The organism is Nocardia sp. NPDC052001, assembly GCF_040680615.1.
Classification (GTDB): Bacteria; Actinomycetota; Actinomycetes; order Mycobacteriales; family Mycobacteriaceae; genus Nocardia.
Window position 1 is genome coordinate 127,431 of sequence record NZ_JBFAXC010000010.1, and the last position, 12,881, is coordinate 140,311.

Genomic DNA, 12,881 nt, shown 5'->3' on the forward strand with positions numbered 1-12,881 from the left:
TTCCGGTGCGACTGTTCCTGTCCAGCTACCGATTCGGGGCGCACGCGAATCGGCTCCTCGACCTGACCGGCGAACCCGGCCGGGTCGCGGTGATAGCCAATGCCTGTGACGCCTGGCCCTCGGCCTGGCAGAGCGCGGTCACCAGTGATCTGGTTCCGCTGCGCCGCATGGGTTTCCAGCCCGAGGTGGTGGATCTGCGCGAATACATCGGCCGGGCCGAGGCACTGGCGGACACCCTGTCCGGCTTCCCCGCGGTGTGGGTGCGCGGCGGCAACACCTTCGTCCTGCGCGCCCAATTCGCCCGCAGCGGAGCCGATCTCATCCTCACCCGGCTGCTCGAGGCCGACGCCCTGGTCTACGCGGGCTACAGTGCGGGCGCCTGTGTCATGACACCTGACCTGCACGGACTCGAATCCACCGACGACCCGGCCGAGGTGCGCACCGCCTGCGGTATCGAACCGCTCTGGGACGGTTTGGGTTTGGTCCCGCGCCGAATCGTCCCGCACCTGGATTCGCCCACCGACCCCGAGGGGCACTCCCGCAAACTCGTCCGCGACTTCCTGGCTTCCGGCACCCCGCACTGGGCGCTGACCGATGACCACGTGGTGGTCGTCGACGGTGACCGCACCGAGGTGCTGACCTAGTCCCGATACGCCGAAGGCCGGTCGATGGTTCGACCGGCCTTCGAATGTTCCTGCGGTAGTTGTCTACTCGCCGCCGTGGCGAATGCCGTGCACCACGGCGATGATCGCGGCCAGCGCGGCGGCGATACCGAGAATGGTGAAGCACAGCACGTACGCGCCCAGTGTCGGCACATGCGTATGCGCGATGACCTGCGAGGTCAGAATGGATCCGGTGATCGCGCCCGCCACGCTGCCGCCCGCGGTGCGCACCAGCGAGTTGATACCGCTGGCGATACCGCTCTCACTCATCGGCACGTGCATCACCGCGAGGGTGCCCAGCGCCGCGTAACCGATACCGAATCCGGTGCCCTGCAGGATATTCGAGATCACCATCTGCCAGCCGTGATCATGGAACGCCGCGGTCCACAGCAGCGCCGCCGCCGCGAATCCCGAACCGATGGCGAGGGTGTACGCCGCGCCGATGCGGGCCGCGATGCGCCCGGTGCGGAAGGAGAACAGCGTCATCAGCAGTGCGCTGGGCACACCGTAGAGACCCACGGCCAGCACCGATCCGGACAGGCCGTAGCCGACCTTGTCGGCCGGGGTCTGCACGAAATTCGAGACCAGCGTGAAGGATCCGAACAGCGCCGCACCGAGCAGCAGCGAAATCAGGTTGGCGGTCAGCGATTTCGGCCCGACCAGCAGCGGCAGCCGTACCAGCGGCTGACTCACCTTGAGCTCCACGAACACCCACGCCACGGTCAGCGCGATGGCCGCGCCGAAGAGTCCGAGCACGCTGCCCGAGGTCCAGCCCCAGCGCGGGCCCTCGCTGATGGCGAGCAGCAGTGTGACGAGCAATCCGGCCAGCAGTGCCGCGCCCGCGTAATCGGGGGAGCCGCCGTGCCGCACGCCGGTGTCCTTGGCGCTGAACTGAATCAGGATGGCCGCGACCACGCCGAGCGCCGCGGTGACCCAGAAGACCGGATGCGGGTTGGTGGTGTGGTCGGCGATGACGCCGGTCATCAGCATGCCGACGGTGCCGCCGACGCCCATGGTGCCGGACACGATGCCGATGGCGGTGACCATCTTCTCCGGCGGGAAGGTATCGCGCAGAATGCCGATGGCCAGCGGGATCATGGCCGAGGCGGTGCCCTGCAAGGCGCGGCCGATGATGTAGACGCCGAGCGAGGTGGCGAAGGCGCAGACCACCGAACCGATGATCAGCAGCCCCATGGCGATCAGCACCATGCGCTTCTTGCCGTACATATCGCCGAAACGGGACAGCAGGGGAGTGGCGACCGCACCGGACAGCAGGGCGGCGGTGAACAACCACTGGATGCCGGCGGCATTGGTGCCGAGCTGCACCATCATGTGCGGCAGCAGCGGGATGACCACCGTCTGCTGGAGCGAGACGACCAGACCGGCGGCGCCGAGCGCGAGCAAGGTGAGCCCGAGATGGGCCTTGGGGCGGTCGTCGGTGGTGGTTCCGGCGACCTGACCGACAGCGGTCGTAGTCATGCGGCAATCCTTCAGATTACTTACCAAAATTAAGTAAATGGGTTACGTAAGATAACCACATGCCGCCGCCGGAAGCCACATCCGTCCACCAAGTTGACGCAGCTCACATCGTGGAACTGGAAGGCGCGCTCGCTCGTGTCGCCTACCTGCTCACACGCGTCCGCCGCCACGATTACGCCATGATCAAATGCGGTGTCACCATGGATCGGGCCAGCGTCCCGCTGCTGCGCGTGCTGGCCGACGCCGACGAACCCATGCGCCTCGGCGAACTCGCCACCCGCCTCGACGTCGAGGCCCCGCACGTGAGCCGCCAGATCCAGCGCCTGGAAAAAGCGGGCTACGTGGAACGCACCCCCGATCCGGCCGACGGCCGCGCCCAGCGCGTCCGCCCCACCCCCGAAGGCCGCCGCGCGGTCGACGCCGTCCGAGACGTGCTGCGCAACTGGATGGCCGAAGCTCTCGCCGACTGGTCCACCGAAGATCTCAAAGCCCTCGCGGTTCTGAACCACCGCATGGTCGACGGCTTCCTCTCCCACGCCGAGCAGATCGGCGACCTCGGCGCCACCGCCCGCGAAGCCAAACCCGCCCGCGCCGATTAATTCTCTGCCCGCGTACCCACGGCCCCGGCGGCCCACGCGCACAACAGCAATGCCACCAGCGGCACCACCATCGCGGTCGTCAGCGGCACCAACTTCGTGAGCCAGCCGATGATCGCGGGCCCGGCGAGCAAGCCCATATAGCCGAGACCGAATACCCGGGACATATCCGTGGCGGCGGTCGCCGAGCCCAAATTGCCCGCGGCGGTGAAGACCTGCGGCACCGCGCCCGAGAGGCCGATGCCCACCAGCGCCCAGCCGAACAGGGTGAGCGGCAGCCAGCCGGACAGGGCGATCAGGCCGAATCCGAAGGCCCCCAATACGGTTCCCCAGCGCACCACCGCGACGCGGCCGATCCTGCCGCTCACTCGATCGGCCACGAGACGGCCCGCGGTCATGGTGGTGGAGAACGCGCCATAGGCCAGTGCGGCCGTCCCGACGTCCACGCCGAGGCGATCGCGCAATTGCAGTGCGCTCCAATCCGCCGCCACGCCTTCGGCCATCAGCACGGCGAAGGCGATTATCCCGAGTACCAGCACTTTTCGAGAAATGGCGGTGAGCGTGCCGATGCTTTTCGGAAGGGGTTCGGGGGTGGGGGCCGGCACCGGTTCGTGGGGGAGCAGGCGCGGGGTGCAGAGTGCCACGGCGGCCAGGCCGAGCGCGGCCGAGACCAGCAGGGTGGTGTGCACCGGCCAGTCCGCGCGCTGGGCGGCGGCTCCGGCCAGCGAGCCGAGCAGTCCGCCGAGGGAGAAGAAGGCGTGGAAGGCGGACATGATCGGGCGGGGGTAGGCGCGTTCGATATGAACGGCCTGGGCGTTCATCGAGACGTCCAGCATGCCCATGCCGATGCCGAAGAACGCCAGGGCGGCCGCGAGGGTGGCCGGGTTGGTGGCCAGTCCGGGTCCGATGAGGGCGAGTGAGAGCAGGGTGGCGGCGGTGGCGGTGAGGGTGCGGCTGCCGAAGCGGTCGGCCAGCGGTCCGGCGGCCTGCATACCGATGATGGCGCAGCCCGCCATCAACAGGATGAGCATGCCCAGCAGACTGTGCGACACCCCGGTCCGTTCGGTGACGGCCGGGATATGCACGATCCACAGTGCCGAGAGCATGCCGTTCAGGCCGAAGACCACGAACAGGGCGATACGGGCGTTCCGGATCGGAGGAGCGGGCGTCGCGGCGGCCATCGGCACGACGCTACCTCTCAGGGCAGCTCCTCGTCAGCCACTGCCCTTCGCGGCTTCCTCGACGCTCCGGGCGGTGCTCCGAATTCGGTGTACTACAAGCTCTTTCACACCAATTGTAGGCCCCGGCACCGACAGATCAGGCATCCGCCGTGACCGACCACACACCGGAAAGCGCGACGTCACGCGCGTAGTCCGCGAAATCGCGGGGTGCGCGCCCGAGTGCCCGGAACACCCCGTCGGTGGTCGCCGAATTGCGCCCGTCCAGCACCGTGCCGAACAGGTAGTCCAGCAGGCTCACCTCATCGCCCGGCACCCCGTAAGAGGTCAGGGACGCAACGAATTCCGCGCGGGACAGTGGGATGAACGCGATCTCGCGCCCGGTGGCCCGGGCGATCTCGGCGGTCGCCTCGGCGAAGGTCAGCGCGCGCGGACCGGTCAGCTCGTACACCTGCCCGGTATGCCCGTCCGAGGTCAATGCCGCCACCGCCACCTCGGCGATATCCTCCGCGTCCACGAACGGTTCGGGCACATCCCCCGACGGCAGCGCCACCTCGCCGGCCAGAATGTAGTCCGCGAAGGCGCCCTCGCTGAAGTTCTGCGCGAAGAACGCGCACCGCACCACGGTCCATTCGAGTCCCGAATCCCGCACGATCGCTTCGCATTCCAGGGCTTCGGGCTCACCGCGTCCGGACAGCAGCACGATGCGCCGCACGCCCGCCGCGACCGCCCGCACGGTCAGCGCCTTGATATCGGCGGGTGCGCCGGGCACCGCCAGATCCGGTTGATAGGACAGGTACACCGTGCCGATTCCGGCCAGTGCGGGCGTCCAGGTGGCCCGGTCGGTCCAGTCGAACGGGATTGCGGCGGTGCGGGAGCCGAGACGCACCGGCACCCCCGATGCTGTCAAGCGGGCTGCCACCCGGCCGCCGGTCTTTCCGGTGCCGCCGAGGACCAGGATGGTGTTTGCGCTGTTCGCGGTGTCTTTGTTCGTCATGAGACAAGTACACCGAGAAACCGTGAGAGCGAACATGGTTGAGAAGCGCGCGAGCATTTGCCATCGTCTTAACCATGGATGCTCTGGCCAGCCTGCTCGAAGGACCACGCGCGCGGGCGGCTTTCGTCATGCGCACCTCATTCGACCCACCGTGGTCCCTGCGCATTCGCGACGAGTCCCCGCTGACGCTGGTGGCCATGGTGCGCGGCGGCGGCTGGATCGTGCCGGATCCCAAGGGCGGCAAGCCGACTCCGCCGCGGCAATTGCGCGCCGGCGATATCGCGCTGTTCCGCGGACCGGATCACTACACGCTGGCCGATGATCCCGGCACCGAACCGCAGGTGATCATCCACCCCGGCCAGACCACCACCACGCTCGGCGGTGAGGTGCTGTGCGAGACCCTGAGCCTGGGCGTGCGCAACTGGGGCAGCAGCGCCGACGCGCAAACCGTCATGATCACCGGCAGCTACGAGCAGGAGTCCGCCGCCAGCCGCCGACTACTGCGCGCGCTGCCGCCCATCGCCGTACTCGGTCGCGGCGAAGTGGATTCGCGGGTGCTGGATCTGCTGGTGGAGGAATCGGCGAAGGATCTGCCCGCCCAGGGCGCCATGCTCGACCGCCTGCTGGATCTGCTGCTGATCGCCACCCTGCGCGCCTGGTTCGCCCGCGCCGACGCCCCCGCCTGGTACCACGCCTACGGCGATCCCCTGGTCGGCAAGGCGCTGCGCCTCATGCAGCACAATCCCGCGCACGCCTGGACCGTGGCCTCCCTGGCCGCCGAGGTGGGCGTCTCCCGCGCCGCCCTGGCCCGCCGCTTCACCGAACTGGTCGGCGAACCCCCGATGGCCTTCCTCACCGACTGGCGACTGGCCCTGGCCGCGGACCTGCTGCACGAATCCGACGCCACCCTGGAATCCATCGCCCGCCGCGTCGGCTACGGCAGCGCCTTCGCCCTCAGCACCGCCTTCAAACGCCACCACGGCATCAGCCCCCGCGACCACCGCAACGCCCTCGACCAGCGCACGGCCTGACCCGCCAACCCCGCGCGTAACGCCGCTCACCTCGGATTGGACACTGTGAGCGTGAGTGATCTGGATTATCCGGTGTTGTGGCCGGTGCCGACCCGCTGGGCGGACAACGACCACTACGGCCACGTCAACAACGTGACGTATTACAGCTACTTCGATACGGCCGTGAACGCGTGGCTCATCCATGCCACCGGCACCGATATCCGCGACCTACCCGCCATCGGCGTGGTGGCGCAGACCTCCTGCACGTTCATCGGGTCGATCAGCTTCCCCGATCAACTGCTGGTCGGCATTCGCATTGCCCGCCTGGGCAATTCGAGCATCAACTACGACCTGGCCATCTTCCGCGACAACGGCGACTCCCTGGACCTGGCCGCCACCGGCACCTTCGTCCACGTCTACGTCGACGACGCGACGCGCAAACCGGTCCCGATCCCGCCGGTCATCCGCGCGGCGGCCGAACCCCTGGTGGTCACGGCCGCCGAACCCTGATCCGCCGGTCAGACGCGGCCGAGCAGGGTGAGCGGGTCCTCCAGCAGTGCGGCGATGCTGCTCAGGAATCGTGAGCCCTGTTCACCGTCGATGAGGCGGTGATCGAAGCTCAATCCCAGCGTGGTCACCCAGCGCACCGCGAGTTCATCGCGGTGCACCCACGGGCGTTTGCGGATCGAGCCCAGGCACAGGATGGCGGCCTCGCCCGGATTCACCAGGGGCACACCGGTATCCACGCCGAACACACCGACATTGGTGATGGTGAACGTGCCCGAGGTGAGATCGGCCGGGGTGGCCGAACCGTCCCGGGCGGCGTGCGCGATATCGCCGATCTCCTGGCACAGATCCCGAAGGCTGTGCGAATGCGCGTCTTTCAGGTTCGGCACCAGTAGCCCGCGCTCGGTGGCGACCGCGATACCGAGATTCACGTAGTGCTTGGTGACGATCTCCTGGTTCTCCTCGTCCCACGACGAGTTCAGCTCCGGGAACTCGCTGAGCGCCACCAGCAGCGCCTTCGCCACCAGCGCCAGCGGGGTCAGGCTCAGCCCGGCGAAGGTGGGGGTGGCGCGCAGATGATCCAGCAGTTCCATGGATCCGGTGAAATCGGTGGTGACGAAGGTGCTCGCCTGCGGAATATGCTGCGCGCTGGCCACCATGGCGGCGGCCGTGCGCTTGCGGACTCCGGCTATGGGCGTGCGGGTTTCGCGCTCACCGGCGATGCGCGGGGTCGCGGCTCCGGTGTGCATGGGCGGCACCGGCGGGGCGGTGTGAATCGGAATGTGTTCGCCCACACGACTGTCCGGCCGCGCACCGCGCAGATCGTCAACGGTGACAGCGCCTTCCGGCCCGCTGCCGGTGATCGCGCGCAGATCGGCTCCGATCTCGCGGGCGAGTTTCCGGGCCCCGGGTGTGGCGGCGGGTCGCCCGAGGTCGGTCCCGAAGGCGGAGCCCGCCGTCGAATCACCGGCGGGCGCAGCGAGTTTCGCGGCGGCACTGCGCGCCCGCCGGGACACCGTCTCATTGTCCGGGCCGTAGCCGACCAGGACCGACTGTCGTTCGGCGGGTGCGGCCGAGTCCCGGGACGGCTCCTGGGTCATGGCATTGGCGTCCATCGCGGGCTGTGCGGTGGTCGCCGGGCTCCGGTAGAGCCGTTCGGCTCCGGCGTCCGCGTGCACCTGCTGTGCGGTGGCCGCGGCGGTGCCGATGCGGATGAGCGGTGCGCCCACCAGCACGGTGTCGCCGGGGTCCGCGAGCAGTTCCAGCACCGTCCCGGCGTATGGACTGGGCAGTGCCACCTGAGCTTTCGCGGTTTCCACCTCGGCGATGACCTGGTTCAATTCCACCGCATCGCCGATTCGCACCGACCAGGACACCAATTCGGCGTCGGCCAATCCCTCACCGAGATCCGGCAAAGCGAATTCCATTACTTGACGCTGTTCTTCCACCGAGCTTCCTCCGAAGGCATGGACCGTTAGGCGGCGAGCGTGCGATCGACCGCGGCGAGAATGCGGTCGGGGTCGGGCAGGTGGTGCCGTTCGAGCTTAGCCGGGGGATAGGGGATGTCGAAGCCGCCGACCCGCAGGACGGGCGCTTCCAATTGATAGAAGCACTTTTCGGTGATGCGCGCGGCGATCTCGGCGCCGAGTCCGCCGAATACCGGTGCCTCATGGGCGATAATCAACCGACCGGTTTTACGCACCGACGTTTCAATGGTGTCGAAGTCGATCGGCGACAGACTGCGCAGATCGATCACCTCCAGTGAATGTCCTTCCGCCGCCGCGATATCGGCGGCCGTCAGCGCGGTGGCGACGGTGCCGCCGTAGGCGACCACGGTGGCGTCTTCGCCCTGCGTACAAACCCGCGCCCGATCCAGCGCGAGCCCGCCGCCCTGATCGAGCAGGTCGAAATCCACCTCGGCCCTATCCCAATACCGCCGCTTCGGTTCGAAGAAGATGATCGGATCGTCGAGCGCGACCGCCTGCCGCATCATGAGATACGCGTCCGCCGGATTACTCGGCGATACCACACGCAACCCCGCGGTATGCGTGAAATACGCTTCCGGCGATTCCGAATGATGCTCCACCGCGCCGATCCCGCCGCCGAACGGAATGCGAATGGTGATGGGCGCGACCACTTTCCCCTTGGTCCGATAGTGGATCTTCGCGACCTGGCAGACGATTTGATCGAACGCCGGATACACGAATCCGTCGAACTGAATTTCACACACCGGCCGCAGCCCGCGCAGCGCCATTCCGAAAGCCGTTCCGATGATGCCGGATTCGGCCAGCGGGGTATCGATCACGCGATTGTTCCCGAAATCCTTCTGCAGTGTGTCGGTCACCCGGAACACCCCGCCGAGGCGTCCGATGTCCTCACCCATCAGGATCACCTTGGGATCGTCCTCCAGCGCCCGGCGCAGTCCGAGATTGATGGCGCCCGCGAATGTCGTCTTCATGGCCGGACTCCCTCCAGATAGGCGGCGTACTCGCCGCGTTCGGCCTCGATCAGGCGGTGCGGGGTGGCGTAGACGTGATCGAAGAGTTCCATCGGATCCGGATCGGCCATGGCCAGGGTCGCGCTGCGCAGCCGGGCGGCGACCTCGTCGGATTTGACCGCCGCCTCCTGTTCGAAATCGCTGTCCCACAGGCCCTCCCGCTCCAGCAGCCGCCGCAGCCGGTCGATCGGATCGCGCTGCCGCCACAGTTCGAGTTCGGCGGCGGTGCGATACCGGGTGGGATCGTCGGAGGTGGTGTGCGGTCCCATGCGATAGGTGATGGCCTCGATGAACGACGGCCCGCCCCCGCTGCGGGCGCGGGCCAGCGCCTGCCGGGTCACCGCCAGCACGGCGAGCGCGTCATTGCCATCCACCTGCACGCTGGGAATCCCGTATCCGACCGCGCGCTGTGCGATCGGCGTCGCGCTCTGCACCCGCACCGGCGCGCTGATGGCCCAGTGATTGTTCTGGCAGAAGAACACGACGGGCGCACTCCAGGAGGCGGCGAAACCGAGCGCCTCGGCGATATCGCCCTGACTGGTGGCCCCGTCGCCGAAATAGGCGATGGTCGCGATCTCCGCGCCCTCCAGATGGGCGGCGTAGGCGTAACCGGTGGCGTGCAGGCCCTGCGCGCCGACCACGATCGCCGGATTGGTCATCTTGTATTCGTCGGCGTCCCAGCAGGAATGCGCGATACCGCGCCACAGCGGGGTGATCTGTTCGGGCGGTACACCACGGCAGTACGCGACCCCGGCCTCGCGATAGGAGCAGAACACGTAATCGTCGGGGAGCAGCGCGTGCGCCGAACCGATCTGCGCGGCCTCCTGGCCGAGCAGCGGCGGCCACAGGCCGAGCTGGCCCTGCCGCTGCAATGCCGTCGCCTCGGTGTCGATCCGGCGGGCCACGACCATATCGAGGTACATGGCGCGCAATCGGTCGCGACCGACGTCCTCGACCAGCGCGGAGTGCGCGCGATCGAATACGCGGCGGCCGTCGGGCTGGACGAGCTGCACCGGGTAGGTGTTCTTGTCGGGCATGGGTATCGCCTCCTCGAAACACCGGGTACACCGTTATCGCCGTGGGATTGTGTCCCGTGAGCAACGATGTGTGTCCTGTATCACCCAGCATCCTCCATCGAGCTTTCTGCGCAAGTATTGCGGGCGAAACTGTGCAGAATGCTCGGTCAACGCGGTATCCGGCGTGTCATACTGCCTTGCATGTCCAGTAGGGAGCCGTTGACCGGGTCATTGGACGCCACCGACGCCCGGCTATTGCTGGAACTGGTGGCCAACCCGCGCGCCACCGGCGTGGAATTGGCTGCGCGACTGGGGCTTTCCCGCAATACCGTGCAGGCCAGACTGGCGCGCTGGGAGGCGAACGGGGTGCTGGCAAGCGTCGAGCGGCGGGTACAGCCCCGCGCCCTCGGCTATCCGCTGGCAGCCTTCGTCGCGGTGGTGGTGGATCAACATCGACTCGATGACGTGGTGGCCGAATTATCGGAGATTCCCGAGGTCACCGAGGTGTGCGGAATGACCGGTGCGACCGATCTGACCGTGCGGGTGGTGGCGCGTGATGCCGACGATCTGTACCGAATCGCCGGGCGCATTCTGAAGATTCCCGGGGTGGAGCGCACCAATATGGCTCTGATCATGCGGTCGCTGGTCGGCCCGCGCACCGCGCCGCTGCTCGATCGCCTCGCGGGCGGCGGTGACGACGGCGGTGCGGGCGAGGACGCCGGAGTTGTCGGCGGGGCGGTGGCCGAGGACGGTCCCGCCACACGCTGACGCGAATTTCAGTCCAGTTTCGGTGAATTGGCTGGTGACCGGAGGTCCACTGGACCGGGACCATGAGCCGATGAGTACCACCGCCGCCACCGAGCCGCCAGTTGTCGACAATGCGCCCGAAGCGAGTCTCGCGCAGCCGATCGGCGCGGGCGTTGTCACTGCGCTGGTCGGGTTCACCAGCTCGTTCGCGGTGGTGCTGGCAGGGCTCAATGCCATGGGAGCGACTGCGGCACAGGCGGCTTCGGGGCTGCTGGCGGTATCGGTGACCATGGCCGTCGGCATTCTGGTGCTCAGCCTGCGCTATCGGATGCCGATCACACTGGCCTGGTCCACGCCCGGCGCGGCATTGCTCGCCAGCACGGGCGCGGTGTCCGGCGGGTGGGCGGCGGCGGTGGGTGCGTTCGCGGTGGCCGGCCTGCTCATTGTGCTGACCGGATTCTGGCAGCGGCTCGGTGCGCTGATCGCGGCCATTCCGGTGGAGATCGCACAGGCCATGCTGGCCGGGGTGCTGCTGCCGCTGTGCCTGGCGCCGGTGAAGGCGCTGCCCGTCAGCCCGGCCGTGGTGGTGCCGGTCATCGCCACCTGGCTGATTCTGCAGAAGTTCGCGGCGCGCTGGGCGGTGCTCGCCGCCTTCGCGGTGGCGGCGATCGGCGCGAGCATCGATATCGCGGTCACGCATCGCAGTCTGGCGTGGTCGCAGATGGCCCCGCGCATCGAATTGACCATGCCGCACTGGAGTTTTCCCGCGCTGATCGGTGTGGCGATCCCGTTGTACGTGGTCACCATGGCCGCGCAGAACATTCCCGGCACCGCCGTGATGAGCTCGTTCGGCTACCGGGTGCCGTGGCGTTCGGCCATGACGGTCACCGGACTGGGCACCATGCTCGGCGCGGTGGCGGGCGGGCACGCCATCAACCTGGCCGCCATAAGTGCCGCCCTGGCCGCCGCCCCCTCGGCCCATCCGGACCCCAAGCGCCGCTGGATCGCCGCGACCACCGCGGGTATCACCTACCTACTGCTGGCCCTGGCCTCCAGCGCCCTGGTGATCTTCATCGCCGCCGCCCCGAAGGGCGTGCTGGAAACCGTTGCGGGCCTTGCCCTCATCGCCACCCTGGCCGCCGCCCTCACCGCCGCCCTGACCTCCGCCGAACACCGCACCTCCTCCACCCTCACCTTCCTGGTAGCCGCCTCCGGCGTCACCCTGCTCGGCATCGGCGCGGCCTTCTGGGCCCTGGTGGCCGGACTCCTGGTCCGCTGGCTCCTGCGCCCCCGCCCCGCGCAGTAAGGTGGGGCCGTCTGGTTCCGGCGTGAATTCTGCGAAGAGGAGTTGGGTTGAGCGCGGTGCTGATTTCGGCCGAGGAGCTGCGGGAGCGGCTCGCCGACGGGGATTCGACGGTGCGACTGCTGGATGTGCGGTGGGCACTGGGTGATCCCGATGGGCCGCAGCACTATTTGGACGGGCATATTCCGGGCGCGGTCTTCGTCGACCTGGAAACCGAACTCGCCGATCCCCCCTCGCCCGCCAAGGGCCGCCACCCCATGCCGGAACTCGCGCACCTGCAGAAATGCGCCCGCAGTTGGGGTCTGCGCACCGGTGACACGGTCATCGCCTACGACGCGACCGGCGGTATGGCGGCCGCGCGCGCCTGGTGGCTGCTGCGCTGGGCCGGGCTCGCCGACGTCCGCATTCTCGACGGCGGCCTGCCCGCGTGGGAGCGCGCCGGCGGCAAGGTGGTCGCGGGCGAGGAAGCCGCTCCCGAACCCGGCGATGTGGCCTTGACCCCGGGCGGTATGCCGGTCATCGACGCCGATGCCGCGGCCGACTGGTCCGGCCTGCTGCTCGATGCCCGCGCTGGTGAGCGCTACCGCGGTGAGGTCGAGCCCATCGATCCGCGCGCGGGCCATATTCCGGGCGCGGTCAGCGGCCCCACCGCCGAAAACCTCACCGCCGACGGCACTTTCAAATCCGCCGGCGAATTGCGTTCGCGTTTCACCGAACTCGGCTCCGGCCCGGTCGCGGTCTACTGCGGTTCCGGCGTCACCGCCGCCCACCAGGTCGCCGCCCTCGCGGTGGCGGGCATCGACGCCGCCCTCTACCCCGGCTCCTGGTCGCAATGGTCCAACGACCCCAAACGCCCCGTCGCCACCGGCAGCTGATCCGGCATGTGAAG

The 12,881-nt window shown here is 68.3% G+C and carries 13 protein-coding genes; 7 read left to right on the top strand and 6 right to left on the bottom strand.

From position 1 onward, the window contains the following. Positions 1–5 precede the first annotated feature (5 nt). Positions 6–644, top strand: coding sequence for a Type 1 glutamine amidotransferase-like domain-containing protein (locus AB0L82_RS34785; protein ID WP_364646313.1), 639 nt, complete (start codon positions 6–8; stop codon positions 642–644). A gap of 63 nt (positions 645–707) precedes the next feature. On the opposite strand, the gene AB0L82_RS34790 is transcribed toward AB0L82_RS34785, so the two are convergent. Next, the gene (locus AB0L82_RS34790) at positions 708–2,141 is read right to left on the bottom strand and encodes an MFS transporter (RefSeq protein ID WP_364646316.1); all 1,434 of its coding nucleotides are present in this window, start codon (positions 2,139–2,141) and stop codon (positions 708–710) included. A 110-nt stretch (positions 2,142–2,251) separates the two neighbouring features. Here AB0L82_RS34790 and AB0L82_RS34795 point away from each other — a divergent pair, with 110 nt between their 5' ends. Continuing rightward, positions 2,252–2,740, top strand: a complete 489-nt coding sequence (locus tag AB0L82_RS34795; protein WP_364646320.1) for a MarR family transcriptional regulator — start codon at positions 2,252–2,254, stop codon at positions 2,738–2,740. Here AB0L82_RS34795 and AB0L82_RS34800 read toward each other — a convergent pair. Together AB0L82_RS34800 and AB0L82_RS34805 are read right to left on the bottom strand one after the other, a co-directional pair. Further along, entirely contained in the window at positions 2,737–3,918 is a 1,182-nt protein-coding gene (locus AB0L82_RS34800) for an MFS transporter (RefSeq protein WP_364646323.1), read from the bottom strand. The genes AB0L82_RS34795 and AB0L82_RS34800 overlap by 4 nt on opposite strands. 136 nt (positions 3,919–4,054) lie before the next feature. Continuing rightward, positions 4,055–4,912 (bottom strand): NAD(P)H-binding protein, encoded by an 858-nt coding sequence (locus AB0L82_RS34805; RefSeq protein WP_364646326.1) that lies wholly within the window; start codon positions 4,910–4,912, stop codon positions 4,055–4,057. A 74-nt stretch (positions 4,913–4,986) separates the two neighbouring features. On the opposite strand from AB0L82_RS34805, the gene AB0L82_RS34810 reads away from it, so the two are divergent. Both AB0L82_RS34810 and AB0L82_RS34815 read left to right on the top strand, forming a co-directional pair. Next, a complete protein-coding gene (locus AB0L82_RS34810; RefSeq protein WP_364646329.1) occupies positions 4,987–5,943 on the top strand; it encodes an AraC family transcriptional regulator in 957 nt (318 codons plus the stop codon). 51 nt (positions 5,944–5,994) lie between these two features. Further along, the gene (locus AB0L82_RS34815) at positions 5,995–6,432 is read left to right on the top strand and encodes a thioesterase family protein (protein WP_364646332.1); all 438 of its coding nucleotides are present in this window, start codon (positions 5,995–5,997) and stop codon (positions 6,430–6,432) included. A gap of 8 nt (positions 6,433–6,440) precedes the next feature. On the opposite strand, the gene AB0L82_RS34820 is transcribed toward AB0L82_RS34815, so the two are convergent. Genes AB0L82_RS34820 through pdhA form a run of 3 tightly spaced genes read right to left on the bottom strand, consistent with a single transcriptional unit; the run spans position 6,441 to position 9,963 of the window. Continuing rightward, positions 6,441–7,856 (bottom strand): dihydrolipoamide acetyltransferase family protein, encoded by a 1,416-nt coding sequence (locus tag AB0L82_RS34820; RefSeq protein WP_364646335.1) that lies wholly within the window; start codon positions 7,854–7,856, stop codon positions 6,441–6,443. Between the two features lie 47 nt (positions 7,857–7,903). After that, positions 7,904–8,887: an alpha-ketoacid dehydrogenase subunit beta gene (locus AB0L82_RS34825; protein WP_364646338.1), complete on the bottom strand. Its 984-nt coding sequence runs from the start codon at positions 8,885–8,887 to the stop codon at positions 7,904–7,906. Further along, positions 8,884–9,963 (bottom strand): pyruvate dehydrogenase (acetyl-transferring) E1 component subunit alpha, encoded by a 1,080-nt coding sequence (pdhA, locus tag AB0L82_RS34830; protein WP_364646341.1) that lies wholly within the window; start codon positions 9,961–9,963, stop codon positions 8,884–8,886. The genes AB0L82_RS34825 and pdhA overlap by 4 nt, the downstream gene beginning before the upstream one ends. A gap of 180 nt (positions 9,964–10,143) precedes the next feature. Between pdhA and AB0L82_RS34835 the strand changes: the two genes are divergently transcribed. The 3 genes from AB0L82_RS34835 (at position 10,144) to AB0L82_RS34845 (ending at position 12,867) form a co-directional block, all read left to right on the top strand. Next, entirely contained in the window at positions 10,144–10,710 is a 567-nt protein-coding gene (locus AB0L82_RS34835; RefSeq protein WP_364646344.1) for an Lrp/AsnC family transcriptional regulator, read from the top strand. Positions 10,711–10,780: 70 nt separating this feature from the next. Next, positions 10,781–11,995, top strand: a complete 1,215-nt coding sequence (locus tag AB0L82_RS34840; RefSeq protein WP_364646347.1) for a benzoate/H(+) symporter BenE family transporter — start codon at positions 10,781–10,783, stop codon at positions 11,993–11,995. A 59-nt stretch (positions 11,996–12,054) separates the two neighbouring features. After that, the gene (locus AB0L82_RS34845) at positions 12,055–12,867 is read left to right on the top strand and encodes a sulfurtransferase (RefSeq protein ID WP_364646539.1); all 813 of its coding nucleotides are present in this window, start codon (positions 12,055–12,057) and stop codon (positions 12,865–12,867) included. Positions 12,868–12,881 lie beyond the last annotated feature (14 nt).